15 protein-coding genes and 4 tRNA genes are annotated in these 15,010 nt (G+C 40.8%); 10 read left to right on the top strand and 9 right to left on the bottom strand.

The window, feature by feature from the left end:
- Nucleotides 1-127: 127 nt before the first annotated feature.
- Nucleotides 128-766, bottom strand: a complete 639-nt coding sequence (locus tag AC0L6R_RS09045) for a hypothetical protein (protein ID WP_473270896.1) — start codon at nucleotides 764-766, stop codon at nucleotides 128-130.
- A 222-nt stretch (nucleotides 767-988) separates the two neighbouring features.
- Between AC0L6R_RS09045 and AC0L6R_RS09040 the strand changes: the two genes are divergently transcribed.
- The 7 genes from AC0L6R_RS09040 (at nucleotide 989) to AC0L6R_RS09010 (ending at nucleotide 6,085) form a co-directional block, all read left to right on the top strand.
- Nucleotides 989-1,061: transfer RNA gene (locus tag AC0L6R_RS09040), tRNA-Lys, on the top strand.
- A gap of 67 nt (nucleotides 1,062-1,128) precedes the next feature.
- Nucleotides 1,129-1,202 (top strand) — tRNA-Pro (locus AC0L6R_RS09035).
- A 13-nt stretch (nucleotides 1,203-1,215) separates the two neighbouring features.
- A tRNA-Arg gene (locus tag AC0L6R_RS09030) sits at nucleotides 1,216-1,289 on the top strand.
- A 49-nt stretch (nucleotides 1,290-1,338) separates the two neighbouring features.
- Nucleotides 1,339-1,411 (top strand) — tRNA-Lys (locus AC0L6R_RS09025).
- A 375-nt stretch (nucleotides 1,412-1,786) separates the two neighbouring features.
- Complete coding sequence (locus AC0L6R_RS09020) at nucleotides 1,787-2,044, top strand: hypothetical protein (RefSeq protein WP_473270895.1); 258 nt, start codon at nucleotides 1,787-1,789, stop codon at nucleotides 2,042-2,044.
- Nucleotides 2,041-3,273, top strand: coding sequence for a PAS domain-containing protein (locus AC0L6R_RS09015; RefSeq protein ID WP_473270894.1), 1,233 nt, complete (start codon nucleotides 2,041-2,043; stop codon nucleotides 3,271-3,273). The genes AC0L6R_RS09020 and AC0L6R_RS09015 overlap by 4 nt, the downstream gene beginning before the upstream one ends.
- Nucleotides 3,274-3,526: 253 nt before the next feature.
- Nucleotides 3,527-6,085 carry a M1 family metallopeptidase gene (locus tag AC0L6R_RS09010; RefSeq protein WP_473270893.1) on the top strand — a complete coding sequence of 853 codons (2,559 nt, stop codon included), beginning with the start codon at nucleotides 3,527-3,529 and terminating at the stop codon, nucleotides 6,083-6,085.
- On the opposite strand, the gene AC0L6R_RS09005 is transcribed toward AC0L6R_RS09010, so the two are convergent.
- The gene (locus tag AC0L6R_RS09005; protein WP_283411767.1) at nucleotides 6,086-6,706 is read right to left on the bottom strand and encodes an LON peptidase substrate-binding domain-containing protein; all 621 of its coding nucleotides are present in this window, start codon (nucleotides 6,704-6,706) and stop codon (nucleotides 6,086-6,088) included. It abuts the gene before it with no gap.
- A gap of 111 nt (nucleotides 6,707-6,817) precedes the next feature.
- The gene (gap, locus tag AC0L6R_RS09000; RefSeq protein ID WP_339870329.1) at nucleotides 6,818-7,822 is read right to left on the bottom strand and encodes a type I glyceraldehyde-3-phosphate dehydrogenase; all 1,005 of its coding nucleotides are present in this window, start codon (nucleotides 7,820-7,822) and stop codon (nucleotides 6,818-6,820) included.
- A gap of 248 nt (nucleotides 7,823-8,070) precedes the next feature.
- Here gap and AC0L6R_RS08995 point away from each other — a divergent pair, with 248 nt between their 5' ends.
- Together AC0L6R_RS08995 and AC0L6R_RS08990 are read left to right on the top strand one after the other, a co-directional pair.
- The gene (locus AC0L6R_RS08995; protein ID WP_473270891.1) at nucleotides 8,071-8,448 is read left to right on the top strand and encodes a hypothetical protein; all 378 of its coding nucleotides are present in this window, start codon (nucleotides 8,071-8,073) and stop codon (nucleotides 8,446-8,448) included.
- The gene (locus tag AC0L6R_RS08990) at nucleotides 8,435-8,944 is read left to right on the top strand and encodes a hypothetical protein (RefSeq protein WP_473270890.1); all 510 of its coding nucleotides are present in this window, start codon (nucleotides 8,435-8,437) and stop codon (nucleotides 8,942-8,944) included. Before AC0L6R_RS08995 ends, AC0L6R_RS08990 begins: the two co-directional genes overlap by 14 nt.
- A 127-nt stretch (nucleotides 8,945-9,071) precedes the next feature.
- Here AC0L6R_RS08990 and AC0L6R_RS08985 read toward each other — a convergent pair whose 3' ends face one another.
- The 6 genes from AC0L6R_RS08985 to AC0L6R_RS08960 all read right to left on the bottom strand — a co-directional run bounded on the left by AC0L6R_RS08985 (nucleotide 9,072) and on the right by AC0L6R_RS08960 (nucleotide 13,862).
- Nucleotides 9,072-11,303, bottom strand: a complete 2,232-nt coding sequence (locus AC0L6R_RS08985) for an NADP-dependent isocitrate dehydrogenase (protein WP_473270889.1) — start codon at nucleotides 11,301-11,303, stop codon at nucleotides 9,072-9,074.
- Nucleotides 11,304-11,496: 193 nt separating this feature from the next.
- Nucleotides 11,497-11,748 (bottom strand): nitrilase-related carbon-nitrogen hydrolase, encoded by a 252-nt coding sequence (locus AC0L6R_RS08980; RefSeq protein ID WP_473270888.1) that lies wholly within the window; start codon nucleotides 11,746-11,748, stop codon nucleotides 11,497-11,499.
- The gene (locus AC0L6R_RS08975) at nucleotides 11,709-12,293 is read right to left on the bottom strand and encodes a nitrilase-related carbon-nitrogen hydrolase (RefSeq protein ID WP_473270887.1); all 585 of its coding nucleotides are present in this window, start codon (nucleotides 12,291-12,293) and stop codon (nucleotides 11,709-11,711) included. Before AC0L6R_RS08975 ends, AC0L6R_RS08980 begins: the two co-directional genes overlap by 40 nt.
- Nucleotides 12,290-12,844, bottom strand: a complete 555-nt coding sequence (def, locus tag AC0L6R_RS08970) for a peptide deformylase (RefSeq protein WP_473270886.1) — start codon at nucleotides 12,842-12,844, stop codon at nucleotides 12,290-12,292. The genes AC0L6R_RS08975 and def overlap by 4 nt, the downstream gene beginning before the upstream one ends.
- Nucleotides 12,841-13,251, bottom strand: a complete 411-nt coding sequence (ruvX, locus tag AC0L6R_RS08965) for a Holliday junction resolvase RuvX (protein WP_473270885.1) — start codon at nucleotides 13,249-13,251, stop codon at nucleotides 12,841-12,843. The genes def and ruvX overlap by 4 nt, the downstream gene beginning before the upstream one ends.
- Nucleotides 13,251-13,862: a hemerythrin HHE cation-binding protein gene (locus AC0L6R_RS08960; protein WP_473270884.1), complete on the bottom strand. Its 612-nt coding sequence runs from the start codon at nucleotides 13,860-13,862 to the stop codon at nucleotides 13,251-13,253. Before AC0L6R_RS08960 ends, ruvX begins: the two co-directional genes overlap by 1 nt.
- A gap of 318 nt (nucleotides 13,863-14,180) precedes the next feature.
- Here AC0L6R_RS08960 and AC0L6R_RS08955 point away from each other — a divergent pair.
- A partial coding sequence (locus AC0L6R_RS08955) for a S41 family peptidase (protein ID WP_473270883.1) occupies nucleotides 14,181-15,010 on the top strand: 830 nt, incomplete at its 3' end.

Raw genomic sequence — 15,010 nt, 5'->3', positions numbered from 1 at the left:
CCTAATTGGGGCACTTTCAAAAAAGGTAAAATAGCACTTCAAGACCATGGAGACTTGGTTCACTTCAAAAATGTGATGATCAAAAAGCTATAAAGTAAAAAGCCTCCTATCGGAGGCTTTTTTCATATTACAATCTCGTAACATTCTCTTTTTTGATGTAGGCATGTTTGTCTTTCCATTCTACTTCATACCAGATATCCTTCGAAGATTTGATTCTCACACGATGTCCTGGCTCCACCATATCGACTAATTCTCCGCCCGCTGAAGGCTTAGAGACAATAAAGGTAGGACTACTTGTAACAAGCCCTGTCCGAGGCCCATTTAGGAAATTATTAGCACCGAAGATCAGAATGATAAGTAAGATCGTTGGCCAAAACGTTTGAGTTTTATCAGACTTCCTCCCTGTCACCCAACTTGTAACTATTGAAAAAACAAGAAATACCGCTAGCACTCCTACGATATAATCTTGGTATTCAGTAAGGAAAATCATAAACCTTTGACCATCGCTGACCTCATATCCAACCAAAGTACTTTGTCCAGTAAGACTTTTGATTTTAGATATGGCTTGAGGGTTTGGATCTAGGTCATAATATTTACTCAGGTAAAGAGTAGCTCGTTCGTTGTCACCAATTCCTTCGGCTATGAAGGCCATTTTCAACAACATTGCGGGTGAATCGATCCCGGATTGGAAGTTAGAATCGTAAATTTCCATCGCTTCCTTGTAGCTTCTTGGAATTAGACAAAGAATCTGCTTTTTCCAGCGCAATTACATCTGCTTGACAATGAATACTTTGTAGAGATATCGATAAAAATATCAAAAGTTTTGTGAGAAAGATTGATTTCACGTTTGGCATTTAAAATTTGTCCCCTTATTTTTGCAGTCCAATTACGACAATGATCTGGCAAAAAGCAAGGCCAAGAAGTCAATTTGAAAGGTTTTAAGTCACCATTTGGTGGTTAAATTTTCTGAAAATTTTCAGGGAAATATGATTCCGTAGCTCAGCTGGTAGAGCAATACACTTTTAATGTATGGGTCCTGGGTTCGAGCCCCAGCGGGATCACTTGATGATATCAAAGAAATTTGATAAAATCGCAGCTTTAACTTACAAGGAGTTAAAAAGAAAGTTTCGGGGTGTAGCGTAGCCCGGTATCGCGCCACATTTGGGATGTGGAGGTCGTAGGTTCGAATCCTGCCACCCCGACTTTATTTATTCAGGTCCTGTAGCTCAACTGGATAGAGCAACTGCCTTCTAAGCAGTAGGTTTCAGGTTCGAGTCCTGACAGGATCACTCTCGAAAGCGGAATTACGTTCCGCTTTTTATTTTATTATTAAGTACCGATTCCGTAGCTCAGCTGGTAGAGCAATACACTTTTAATGTATGGGTCCTCGGTTCGAGCCCCAGCGGGATCACAAAAAAGCAGACTAGAAATGGTCTGCTTTTCTTATTTTTAGCCTATCTTTTTATCCTAAGGCTTGCATTACTACCTTTTTTCCTAAAGTATAAACAATTCAGCAACTTACTAAGTTGAATTTCAGTAAATTAACACCACACCTACCGAATACTCCTATTATTTTCGTAAGTTTTTAGCTCCAACTTTCATCAATTACATTATCCTAGCTATACCTCACGTTTAATATTCGGTGAAATAGGTAGGTTTCATTAAGATTTAAGCCATTTTAAATAGGTAGTGGTGAATTATCCCATTCCACCAATTTGCTTACCTATTACTAGCTGCAAATTATTTTGTAGCTTATTTATTGAAGACCAATTTACCCTTAGCACTTATGAACAATAACCCTGACCAATTGTATGCATTTCTGCGATCTATGGGTGACTTTGTGTGGGAAGCTGATATAGATATGCGGCAAATAAACTTCAATAGAAATGAAGGGACACACGTTTTAGGTTTTTCGCTTGAAAAATGGGCAGAATCTCCTGGTTTCTGGGAAAGCCGCATACATCCAGACGATATTGGTGTAGTTTTTCAATACCGTAACTTAAGAAACGAGCAGGCATCATTCATTCATTTGAGTATCGTATGATCAGTGAAGATGGGAATATTAAGTGGGTAAAGGATTCGGTCGCCTTCACACATGAGGAAGGCAGACTCCCTGTTCTTAGTGGTATAATGAAGGAGACCACTAACTATCAAAGACTAATTGCCATGGAAGAGTTGGAAAAAAATGTTTTTCGACTTTACATAGATAATTCCCTCAATGATCTTCTTCTTAGTTACCTCAAAGGATTAGAAACTTTGTTTCCGCAGATGCATTGTTCGGTAATGAAAATTAAAAACGGGCATTTATACGACGGTATTGCTCCTTCTTTACCTGAAGACTATATGAAGGCTATTGAGAATCAACTGATCGGTGAGAATGTTGGGTCATGTGGTTCAGCAGCTGCTTTAAAAAAGCAGGTAATAGTTTCCGATATTTCCACCGACCCTAAGTGGGCTAATTACAGGGAGGCAGCTTTAATTCACGGATTAAAATCCTGCTGGTCAAACCCGGTCATCAGTACTGAAGGCGAGGTGATGGCCACCCTAGCAATGTACTATCATGAGCCTAAAACGCCCACCGTCGACGAACTCCAGGTGATGGAACGCGTGACAGCCTTGTTGCAGATCATTTTAGAGAATAGACAAAAATCAGAAATTATTAGAGAATCCAATTTGCTCATGCTTCAAAGTCAGGAGTTGGCACATTTTGGCAACTGGAACTGGGATATTGAACACAATATTGTGACCTGGTCACCAGCCCTGTACTCCATCTACGGATTGAACAGACATGAATTCAAAGCCACCTTTGAGGGATACCTTGAATTACTCCACCCTGATGATCGTCCCATGGTTCGTGGGATAATTGAACATGTATTGAAAACCGGAGAAGATAGCGAATTTGAAGAAAGGATAATCCGCCCAAATGGAGAAGAAAGATATCTCCGTTCCTGGGCAAAGCAAAAATTGGATCAGAATGGTAAAGTAATTGGTTTGATTGGGGCTTGTTTAGACAACACGGAAAAGGTCAAAAGTATGATGTCTATTAAGCTACAAAACAAAAAATTCAGAGATATAGCATGGCTACAATCTCATGTTATCCGTGCCCCACTCGCCAGAATTATGGGGCTTGTTGACTTGATTAAAAATACCGCATCCGAAGAATTGCAGCAAAGTGAATTGCTGGACTTCTTGTTAGATTCCGCAAACGAGTTGGATGATCAAATCAGGGTCATTTCACAAAAGGCTGAGATTAGGGATACTGATGAGGAGTGAGAGGTTCTGGTGCAAAAGTTTCACTGAGCTATAATTCATTGTTCGCCTAATAAAATGAGCAGACACTTATATAAAAGTTGTTATCAAATCCACTTTAAAAATAGCAAGGTTTAATCATAAAGAATCACAGTGACCTAAAAAATACAGACTTGGAGCAGTCTGCAGTTTTTTCAAGGCATATCACACCATAAGAGACAATTGCATTCATCCAATAACGCTTGCGATTCCACCGAAATATGCTGATTGTTGGGTCATGAAAAACCTCTTGCTGCTTTGTGGAATCGCCTTGCTGTTTGCTTCCTGTGAAAAACTTGTGTCAGACAAGCATTTCTACGACCCCGGAATCTCATCTGAGTTAGCTCAATTCCGAAAACAACAAGTATCGGACATTCATTACGACTTGACTTTTGAAATTCCTGCGGAAAAGTCGGCCACAATTCCATCTAGTTTGTTATTGGAAGTTGAAATCACTGATCTTTCACATCCATTGATTTTAGATTTCAACGAGGAATCTTCTCATCTGCTTTCTCTCGAGGTAAATGGAATGGAAACAGAGATCGATCATAGGGACCAACACTTGGTTATCCCTAAGGAATCACTGACAAAAGGAAGCAATGCTATCGCCATAAAATTTATAGCAGGCGAGCTATCGCTCAATAGAAATGACGACTTCCTTTATACCCTATTAGTTCCAGACCGAGCCAGCACGCTTTTCCCTTGTTTTGATCAGCCAAATTTAAAGGCAAACTACTCGCTGACGATTACTGCTCCCAGAGACTGGAAAGTCTTGGCAGGAGCGCCAGAAAAAGCTTCTGAGGAAAATGGTGAGTTTGTCACTCATCGCTTTTCTAAGTCTGACTTAATGAGCACGTATCTATTTTCTTTTGTGGCGGGTAAATTTGAAGAGGCAAGGTCAGATTCAGATTTTCCTCAAACCATGCTTTACCGGGAAACGAATCCTGATAAAATTGAAGCCAGCATTCCCGAACTCTTTACTTTACATCAAAAAGCAAAGGAATTCTTAGAAGCATATACCGCCTACCCTTTCCCATTTCAGAAGCTTGATTTTGCCACTATTCCTATTTTTCAATATGGCGGAATGGAGCATGTTGGGGCAATTCAATACCGGGAGTCCTCGCTTTTCTTGGATGGAAATGCTACTGACTCGGAGCTATTGAGCCGGGCAAAGTTGATTGGCCATGAGACTGCACACATGTGGTTTGGTGATTTGGTGACTATGGATTGGTTTGAGGATGTTTGGATGAAGGAAGTTTTTGCAAATTTCATGGCTGGCAAACTTGTCAATCCCACCTACCCTAACATCAATCACGAGCTTTCATTTCTTACCAACCATTATCCTTCTGCCTATGGAGAAGACCGTACGAAAGGAACCAACCCGATTAAGCAAAAATTAGCCAACCTGAAGGACGCTGGCTCACTTTATGGCAGCATTATCTATGACAAGGCTCCGATCATGATGCGACAGCTGGAAACGGCTATGGGAGAAGCTGCCTTTCAGAAAGGCATTCAGAAATACATCAAAACCTTTGCTCATGAAAATGCTGATTGGAATGAGCTAGTGGAGATTCTGGATGAAAACACAGAATTGGATCTTCAGCAATGGAGTGAAGTCTGGGTAAACCAATCCGGAAGACCTATCCTTTCTGATAAAATCGAGCTCGCAAAAGATGGGACAATCAGCTCTTTTGTAATTACACAAAACGCAGAAGATGGTTCAGACAAAATCTGGCCTCAGCTTTTTGATATTACCTTTTTCTACCCTGAGGGGAGTAAAACCTTTTCGGTTTCTATGGTGGAAGAAACTCTGGATTTGAAAGAAGCAATAGGTGCAAAACAACCTTCAGCTATTCTCTACAACAGCAATGGTTTAGGTTATGGGGTTTTTCCTTTGGATCAGGCTTCTCTGTCAAACATCCCTTCGCTCACGGATGAAGTGATGCGCGGACAATCCTACATCAACTTATTTGAGAACACACTTTCAGGAAACATCGAGCCAATGTTGGCTTTTGAGACTTTTCACAAGGGAATTAAACTTGAAGAAAATGAAATACTTTCAAGATTGATTTCTGGAGAACTCAGCGCTATTTTCTGGAAATACCTTAATGATGATCAGCGGGCACAAGTCCTTCCAGGTTTGGAAAGCCAACTTTGGAGTCAATTGCAAAAGGATCTTAGTACCAATCTGAAGAAAACAATCTTCTCGCTTTACAGTGGGATCGCTTATTCAACGATTGGTCAGGATCGCTTGTATTCAGTTTGGAAGAAAGAAATTGAGATCAAAGACCTAAAACTCAACCCTGATAATTTCACCAGTTTGGCAATGACTTTAGCGCTTTATGGTCATCCAAAAGCAAATGAAATTTTAATTGAAGAACGATCGAGAATCAGCAATCCAGATAAACTCGACCGCTTTGACTTTCTTCTCCCAGCTTTATCACAAAATGAATCTGAAAGAGACACTTTCTTTGAATCATTTAAAGAAGCTGACAATCGGGAAAAAGAATCCTGGGTATTATCGGCTTGTGGCTATATTCACCATCCGCTGAATCAGAATTCAGCAATCAAGCACCTTCCGCTCGCTTTGGACTTATTGGAAGACATTCAGAAGACTGGAGACATCTTTTTCCCAAAGAGATGGATATCGGTTACTGCCGGGCAATACACCTCGCCTGAGGCTGCTAAAATCGTCTCTGGGTTTTTAGATAAAAACTCAGACTACAACCCAATCCTGAAAAGCAAAATTTTGCAGGCCACGGATGATTTGATGCGTGCTCAAGAAATAAAGCAATAATTAGAAATCCAATGGATCAAGGTGCTTAAAATGTCCATTTTGTTTGATCTTCTCTTTGGCTTGCTCAGCCGCTTTTAGAGCGGGTATAATTCTCTTAAAGTGCTTAATTAGAAACTCTGTTCGTTCAGCTTCCGAAGGAAGTTTGATTAGCTCCAATTCTTCTTCCAGTTTGAGACCGATTTTATGAGAAAAAGAAAATGAATCTACGTCTGCAGGATTAAAGCTCACATCGTAATGCAGTAAATGAAGCATTTCCCTGAGGTAGAAAATATACTCATGATGCAAAAAGTCCGGGACCCTGAGATCATCTTCCAGCCACTCGATAGCACCTGCGGCATATCCTTTATTAGGTGAAGGATTGTCAAAGGTTGCAATTTTAAAAACACGCTGACCTATTGTTTTAATATCCATTCTACCGTCTTCATACCTAGTATGAATTTCATCCAACTTAACTTCAGTGCCATATCCGGAAAGCTGATCAATGAAAGTACAAACCCCAAAAGTCAAACCACCTTCCTCTACATCTTTGATCAACTCTTTGTATCGAGGCTCAAATATGTGAAGGTTCAGTTCTTCTCCTGGAAATACTACCAGTTTCAATGGAAAAAAAGGAAGGATCATAGAAGTGCTTTTTTAATACAACGTATATAGCCCCATTTTTTGTTTTCCTCGATAATGAAAAAAGCCGATCCTAAGATCGGCTTTCATGTATATTTTGAGAATTACTTCTCCTTATTTGCTAGCGATGAAGCTTACCAAGTCGATTACTTTGTTAGAGTAACCCCACTCGTTGTCATACCAAGAAACCACTTTCAAGAACGTATCAGAAAGCTGGATACCAGCGCCTGCATCGAAAATAGAAGTTCTAGGATCTCCAAGGAAATCGTTAGAAACCACATCGTCTTCAGTGTAACCAAGAACACCTTTCATAGTAGTCTCAGAAACTTCTTTCATTTTAGCACAAACCTCAGCGTAAGTAGCCGGCTTTTTCAATCTAACTGTCAAATCGACAACAGAAACATCCGGAGTAGGAACTCTGAATGCCATACCAGTCAATTTACCGTTAAGCTCAGGAATTACTTTACCTACCGCTTTAGCAGCTCCAGTAGATGAAGGGATGATGTTTTGACCAGCGCCACGTCCACCTCTCCAGTCCTTCGCAGAAGGTCCGTCAACAGTTTTCTGAGTAGCAGTAGTCGCGTGAACTGTAGTCATCAAACCTTCCTCGATTCCCCAGTTGTCATTCAATACTTTGGCGATTGGAGCCAAGCAGTTTGTAGTACAAGAAGCATTAGATACGAATACCATGTCAGAAGTGTAAGAATCTTCGTTTACACCCATTACAAACATCGGCGTATCATCTTTAGATGGAGCAGACATTACTACTTTCTTTGCACCTGCATCGATGTGACCTTGAGCAGTTTCTTTAGTCAAGAAAATACCAGTTGATTCGATCACATAATCAGCTCCTACTTCACCCCACTTAAGGTTTGCTGGGCTTTTTTCGGAAGTAACACGAATGCTATTTCCATTCACTACCAATGCGCCGTCTTTTACCTCTACAGTACCTTTGAAGTTACCGTGAGTAGAGTCATACTTAAGCATATAAGCCATGTAGTCTACATCGATCAAATCGTTGATCGCTACTACTTGGATATCTTCTCTTTCTTGTGCAACTCTGAACGCCAAACGTCCGATTCTTCCGAATCCGTTGATTCCAACTTTAATCTTGCTCATATTTATTTTGATTTGAGTATAGGTTTGATTCCTAAAATCCCTTTAGCGGGTATGCCACTTTTGGCTAAAAATCCCTGAGGGATGGCTAAGTTATTACATTTATTTGGCTAGCCCAAACTATCTGTTGAGGCTCGTCAAATCTTCTTGTATTCAATCGATTTCGAAGAAAAATAATTCCATAAAAATTTTGAAAAAATCAGTTTTACAATGCTTTTGCCTATTTTGAAGCCTTACTTAAGCAATTTTTAATGTTTGAAAAAGCAATTCTCGAAACTGCCGGCTACACTCGGGCGATTCATTCTATCTCCAGAAATTTTGGAAGTACTCAAATTGAAAGAGGTGCAGCTACGCTATTTTTTGTAAACCAGGAAGGCTATGCACTCACCTGTAAGCATGTCGCTCAGTGGCTATCTCAAGCAGATCAAATCAACCAGAAGTATAACAACTATTTACAGCAAGGCAAAGATCTTAGCGGGGGACAACGTTCTGCTTTAGCCAAAAAACTAGGTTTAAAACCTGATGCTACTTCCGAGATGAGAGTGACCTTTGTAGACTGTGTGGATCAGATCAAAAACATGAGGTTTTTTATTCATCCAGAATACGACCTGGCTTTTGATCAAATTTGAAGGTTTTGAGAAAACGCTATTCACCAATGTTCCAAAATTCAAGAAGGATCATGCCGAAATCAATCCCGGAGCAATGTTATGTAGACTTGGTTTTCCTTTTCCTGAGTTTTCAAACTATCAGCTAAACACCCAAAAGCAATCTCTTGAGTGGACAAGCACTGGAGCGATGCGCTCTCCCCGATTCCCGATCGAAGGAATGCTCACTCGTTTTCTCGGAGATAAAAAAGGAAAAGTTTATGGAATGGAAATGAGTACGCCTGGACTAAGAGGACAAAGTGGAGGCCCACTATTTGATGCCAGCGGAAAAGTATGTGGTATGCAGAGCAGAACCAAGCATTTACATCTGGGTTTTGATATCGAGGAAAAAGCAATTATTGCCCATGGCAAAGCAAAAAAGGTGAATGATTACGCATTTATCCATCTGGGTGAATGCATTCACGTTTCGGTGATTAAGGAATTTATGCGAGCGAATAATGTGAGTTTTGAGGAAGAATAGGCGATTTCGGATTTCGGAGTTTTGATTTCGGGTTTAAAAAAACAACAGACAGACATCTTACAATCTCACTATAAGTAAAAAAAGCCATCCGATTTCTCAGATGGCTTCCTGTATTTTTAAAGTTGTATTAAACCAAGGATACTATCACTTCGTTCAGGGTTGCGCTTGGTCTCATCGCCTGAGAAGCCAATGCTGCATCTGGTCTGAAGTATCCACCGATATTCAGCGGAGTACCTTGGGAACTATTCAGCTCATGTACGATCACTTGCTCATTTGCTTCCAAAGCTGTCGCAAGTGTAGTGAATTTAGCCTTCAACTCAGCGTCTTTGTTTTGCGCAGCAAGTGCCTGCGCCCAGTATAGAGCCAAGTAGAAATGACTTCCTCGGTTATCCAATTTACCGACTACTCTAGCTGGAGATTTATCGTTTTCCAACCATTTGCCAGTTGCCTGATCTAGCGTTTCTGCCAGTAATAAAGCTTTGTCATTATGGAATGTTTGTCCCAAATGCTCTAGGGAAACCGCCAGTGCAAGGAATTCACCAAGGGAATCCCAACGCAAATGACCTTCAGTCACAAATTGCTCTACGTGCTTAGGTGCAGATCCACCAGCTCCAGTTTCAAACAATCCTCCTCCATTCATCAATGGAACGATTGAAAGCATTTTAGCAGAAGTACCCAATTCCAAAATCGGGAACAAATCTGTAAGGTAATCTCTCAACACATTTCCAGTCACCGAGATCGTATCCATACCTTCTTTAATTCTAGCCAAGGAAAGGTTTGTCGCCTCTACAGGAGAAAGAATAGAAATCTCCAATCCAGTCTGATCGTGATCTAATAAATATTTATTTACTTTTTTGATCAGTTCCGCATCATGAGCTCTATTTGGATCCAACCAGAAGATGGCAGGAGTATCAGATAGTCTAGCTCTCGTCACAGCTAATTTAACCCAATCCTGAATCGGAGCGTCTTTTGTTTGGCACATTCTCCAGATATCTCCAGCTTCCACATCGTGAGAGAAGATTTCTACGCCATTTTGATCCAATACTTTTACAGTTCCAGCGTAAGGAATCTCGAAAGTTTTATCATGGGAACCGTACTCTTCAGCTTTTTGAGCCATCAAACCTACGTTAGGCACAGAGCCCATCGTAGAAGGATCAAATGCTCCATGGGCCTTGCAGAAGTTGATTGTTGCTTCGTAAACTCCTGCATATGATCTATCTGGAATGACAGCCTTGGTATCCTGAAGCTTACCAGCCTTATTCCACATCTGACCAGAAGTTCTAATCATCGCAGGCATAGAGGCATCGATAATCACATCACTAGGTACGTGTAGGTTGGTGATTCCTTTGTCAGAATTTACCATAGCCAAGTCTGGACTATCAGCAAGGCAAGCTGCGATATCCGCTTCAACTTCCGTTCTTTTAGGAATGGAAAGTTTATCAAGATTGGAAATCAAATCTCCAAATCCATTATTCACATCGATTCCCACCTCGTTGAAAGTAGCGATATGCTTCGCAAAAACTGGCTCAAAAAATACCTTCACCGCATGACCAAAGATGATAGGATCTGACACCTTCATCATCGTTGCTTTCATGTGTATGGAGAATAGGACACCTTGCTGCTTTGCTTCAGCTTTCGCTTTTCTAAGAAATGCTGTCAACGCTGAAATACTCATCGTTGAAGCATCGATCACTTCCCCAGCCTGAATTTTCAACCCAGATTTAAGAATTTCTTTTTGTCCGTCAGCACCATGAAGCTCAATAGAAACAACCGCTTCATCAGCCATGGTGTGAGACTTTTCACTTCCATAAAAATCACCTTCGGTCATGCTATCCACATGAGACTTGGAATCTGCAGACCATTTACCCATGGAGTGCGGATGCTTTCTAGCATAAGCTTTCACCGCCTGTGGAGCTCTACGGTCAGAGTTACCTTCACGGAGAACAGGGTTCACAGCAGAACCTTTGATTTTATCGTATTTGCCTTTGATGGTCTTTTCCGCATCAGTTTTTGGCTCTTCAGGATAATCAGGAAGAGCGTATCCCTGCGCCTGAAGTTCCTTGATTGCAGCTTTGAGCTGAGGAACAGAAGCAGATATATTTGGAAGCTTTACAATGTTAGCTTCAGGAGTTTTTGCGATGTCACCTAGCTCAGCCAAGGTATCTGGAAGCTGCTGCTCAGGACTCAAAAACTCAGAGAAATTGGAAATAATTCTACCGGAAAGCGAAATATCACGCGTTTCCACAGATACACCTGCGGACTTAGTGAATGCTTCTACAATTGGTAATAGGGAATACGTAGCCAAAGCCGGAGCTTCGTCAGTTAGCGTATAAAGGATTTTTGGAGTTTGGTTACTCATGGTTTTAAGAATTCTAAAAAGACATGTTATACCCTGAGCCTTCAATTGACCTTTGTTAGGTCAGCTCCATTTCAAACTGTAGTTGGATTGGAAAAAAGAGGAAACAGGGTCTTAAAATATTGGGGCTAAAATACGGAAAATATCCTTGTTTCAAATTCCACTTACGTAAAGTAAGAATCCTTAACGGGTTAACTTATTGGATTGAAAAATTATCGGAATCCATCCAAGCCGGAAACTTCTCCCGGTAGGAATCTAAAGCTTCTCTATCTAAGGTGATTATGCTGATTTTCTCCTCCTCTCCCAGAAACTCAAGCGAATTTCCCTTGAAATCATAGGCAGCAGAATGCCCATTGTACATTATCCCATTGCCATCTTCTGCTACCCGATTAACACCAATAGAATAAGCTAGATTCTCAATAGCCTGGCGGGCAAAAGTGCATCCCAAGCGGAAACTCGGGCCGCAGGCCAAGACGCTACATAAAAAATCAGATCGTACGCCAGCTTCCCATCAATCATTCTATTCCTAGACCAAATAGGAAATCGTAAATCATAACAAACCTGTGGGCATATTTTCCAGCCATTCAACTCAAAAATCGGCAACCTATCTCCTGCTGAAAAAGATTGATCTTCATCAGCCATCCGAAAAAGATGACGCTTATCGTAATGCTGAATCATTCCGTCAGGACTCACCCAAAGCAAGCGGTTGTAATATTCCCCATCCACTTGGATGATCGCACTTCCGGCGATTGTGGCACTCTTTTGCGAAGCCATCTGCCGCATCCACTTGCAGATATTCAGGTTCATGGGCTCAGCCAACTCAGCAGCATCCATACTAAATCCTGTCGGGAACATTTCAGGCAGGATAATCAAATCCACGCCATTATCAATCTCCCACATTTTCTCTTCCAGCATCGCCAGATTGGCCACCTTATCTTTCCAATAAAGCTTTGTCTGTACCAGTGCTATGTTGAATTGTGGGGATTTTATCATCTGAGAGGATATATCATACGGTAATCAGTGGATATCTTTCCTTTGCTGACGTCGATCAATTTGGATTTCACCAAGCGTTTTTTCAGACCCTTTAGGTAATCTATAAAAAGGACTCCTTCTAGGTGATCATATTCATGTTGGATTACGCGAGCGGTCATTCCTGTAAATTCTTCTTCTTTCAGATTCCAATTCTCATCGTAATACTCGATAGTCAAGGTCTCAGGGCGAGTAATCTCCGCACGAACCTCGGGAATACTCAAGCAGCCTTCTTCGAAGCTGTAATCATCCCCATATTCATCCAAAATAATAGGATTGATAAATGCACGACGAATCCCGACTTCTTCATCATCCTCATCTAGCATTAAGGTACTGTCAATCACAAATAGACTAATTCCCTGATTGATTTGAGGTGCTGCGAGACCTACACCATTGGCGTTGTCCATCGTAGCAAACATATTTTTGATCAGCTCATCGAGCTCGGTCCCCTCGGTAATTTCCTCTGCTTCTTTCTTAAGAATTGGGTTACCGTAAGCAACTATTGGGTAAATCATTGTCTCTCTAAATAGGATTGTAGAATAATCGCCGCACTTACCTTGTCCAGGTTTGCCTTTTCTTTTCTGTCTTTCTTTTTACTTCCCATGGTGATCATACTTTGCATGGCCATCTTAGAAGTGAACCGCTCATCGACGAGTTCTATTTTTTTATCGGGAAATGCCTTTGAAAGCCTGTCCTTCATAGTAATTACTTTCGGGGTCATTTCGTTGTGCTCACCATTCAATCGTGTTGGATAGCCTAAAACTAATGTATCAACCTCTTCTTTTTGGCAATACCTTTTGAGGTAATCGAGCAATGTGGAAGTTTCAATAGTTTCGAGCGGATTAGCCAACATTTTTAAAGTATCGGTAACAGCCAGGCCGGTTCTTTTGGTTCCCAGATCAATTGCGAGTATTCTGGGCATTAGTTTTTTCTAGTTTTCTTCTTGATTTGGCGCAAAGCTTCTCTTTCTAGTTCAACCGCCTTAGGGAAAAGAAGTTCGTCTTCAATTTTTGCATGGATCCTAAGTTCTTGTTCCAAATTCTGTAATTCGTGGTAAAGAACCTTCATGGTGAGCGGAGCCTCCGGAGCTAAGGAATAATCAGCGGTCAATTTTCGAATCCCCTCCATCTCGTCATCGTGAATTTCATGCTGGTCGGCAAGCATATGTACCGGATCTCTCTCTAAAATAGTGATGGCATCTTGTAACGAAAATCGATTTTCCTCAATATCCTGAAGCAATTCGATTCTTTTGAAAAGCCTGTTTTCCTCCTCATGGATATGATGTATAAAATCCTCCACAAAAAGTGGGAACATAATCCTAAGATCTGCCATCAAAGCGGTAAATTGTGGCTCAGGAACTATCCCAGAGATTATATTAGAAAGAAAAGGTAATTCTTGTCGTACGAAATAGTAGTGCTTTTTCTTCAGATAAGCCACTAAAACTTCGATGGGGTTCAAGTAAAGTTCTTCGGTAGTTGGCTCCTTGCGCTGCGCCCAAGATTCCAATTCTGTAATCAGCTGACTGGAATGCACCTTGTGCTTTTTGCAAACCACTTCCAGCGACTTCTGTCTGGGTACTGATAAAAGCTAATTCCGAAATAATGTAGCACAGATGCGAAGACATAGTTTTCAGAAACTAAATCTCCTATCAGAGCCTTTTCGAAATCGTCTTCTGTTTGCATGTTGCAAAAATAATTTTTTTTAACAGAAAAAAGGGGAATAAATTGAGCCATTATATACTTCCCTCGTATAAACATTTGTAACCTTTATCAAAAGACGCTTCGAAATGAGGGGGGAAATGGGTAATTTACCTTAACAATAAAGAAATATAACCAACTGAAAGAGAAAGCCGTGAGCGAGACGAAAAACACTAAATCCCAAATCAGACTTCCAATAATTTTGGCATTAGCCATTTCAGCTGGAATATGGATCGGGGCAACTTTTGCTGAGCCAAAAGGAAATCAAAATGACCTAAGGGCTGCACTTTATAAGCTTCAGGAAATAATGACTTACGTCAACAGAGATTATGTAGACAGTGTCAATTCCAATGAATTAATAGATTATGGGATCAATAAAATGTTGGAACATTTGGATCCACATACCAGCTATATTCCTGCAAAAGACGCTTCAATTGTTCAATCACAACTTGACGGAGAGTTTGATGGAATTGGAGTAGAGTTTGGAATCATACGAGATACCATATATGTGGTGGCACCCTTGACTGGTGGACCTTCCGAAGCTCTAGGTATTCAATCTGGCGACCAAATCATCAGAGTAGATGGAGAAACGATGGCTGGTGTCGGAGTTACTAATAGAGATGTCTTTGAAAAACTACGTGGACCGAAAGGTTCCGTTGTAGTGGTGGACATGAAGCGGAAAAACCAAAAGGACCTTATCGAATATAAAATTACGCGTGATAAGATCCCTCAATATAGCATCAATGCATCTTATATGGTTAACGATGAAATTGGCTATATCAAAGTAACCCGATTTGCTGCTACTACCTATGATGAGTTCAAAGAAGCTCTTTATGACCTGAAAGTAAAAGGGATGAAAAAATTGGTCATTGACCTTCAAGGCAATCCAGGAGGTTACATGGGAGCGGCGATTAATATGGCTGATGAACTATTGGGAGGTAAAGCTTTGATCGTTTCTCAAGAAGGAAAAGTAGACCAGTACAA

It is taken from the genome of Algoriphagus sp. 10J20-15 (assembly GCF_055809615.1).
This window is presented reverse-complemented; position numbering and strand designations above follow the sequence as displayed.

What these genes read in the sequence shown, in the direction of transcription:
- AC0L6R_RS09005 (WP_283411767.1), bottom strand. Translation starts at nt 6,706, where the DNA reads ATGATCCTTCCTTTTTTTCCATTGAAACTGGTAGTATTTCCAGGAGAA.
- AC0L6R_RS09020 (WP_473270895.1), top strand. Translation starts at nt 1,787, where the DNA reads ATGAACAATAACCCTGACCAATTGTATGCATTTCTGCGATCTATGGGT.
- AC0L6R_RS08995 (WP_473270891.1), top strand. Translation starts at nt 8,071, where the DNA reads ATGTTTGAAAAAGCAATTCTCGAAACTGCCGGCTACACTCGGGCGATT.
- AC0L6R_RS08985 (WP_473270889.1), bottom strand. Translation starts at nt 11,303, where the DNA reads ATGAGTAACCAAACTCCAAAAATCCTTTATACGCTAACTGACGAAGCT.
- def (WP_473270886.1), bottom strand. Translation starts at nt 12,844, where the DNA reads ATGATTTACCCAATAGTTGCTTACGGTAACCCAATTCTTAAGAAAGAA.
- AC0L6R_RS09015 (WP_473270894.1), top strand. Translation starts at nt 2,041, where the DNA reads ATGATCAGTGAAGATGGGAATATTAAGTGGGTAAAGGATTCGGTCGCC.
- AC0L6R_RS08975 (WP_473270887.1), bottom strand. Translation starts at nt 12,293, where the DNA reads ATGATAAAATCCCCACAATTCAACATAGCACTGGTACAGACAAAGCTT.
- gap (WP_339870329.1), bottom strand. Translation starts at nt 7,822, where the DNA reads ATGAGCAAGATTAAAGTTGGAATCAACGGATTCGGAAGAATCGGACGT.
- ruvX (WP_473270885.1), bottom strand. Translation starts at nt 13,251, where the DNA reads ATGCCCAGAATACTCGCAATTGATCTGGGAACCAAAAGAACCGGCCTG.
- AC0L6R_RS09010 (WP_473270893.1), top strand. Translation starts at nt 3,527, where the DNA reads ATGAAAAACCTCTTGCTGCTTTGTGGAATCGCCTTGCTGTTTGCTTCC.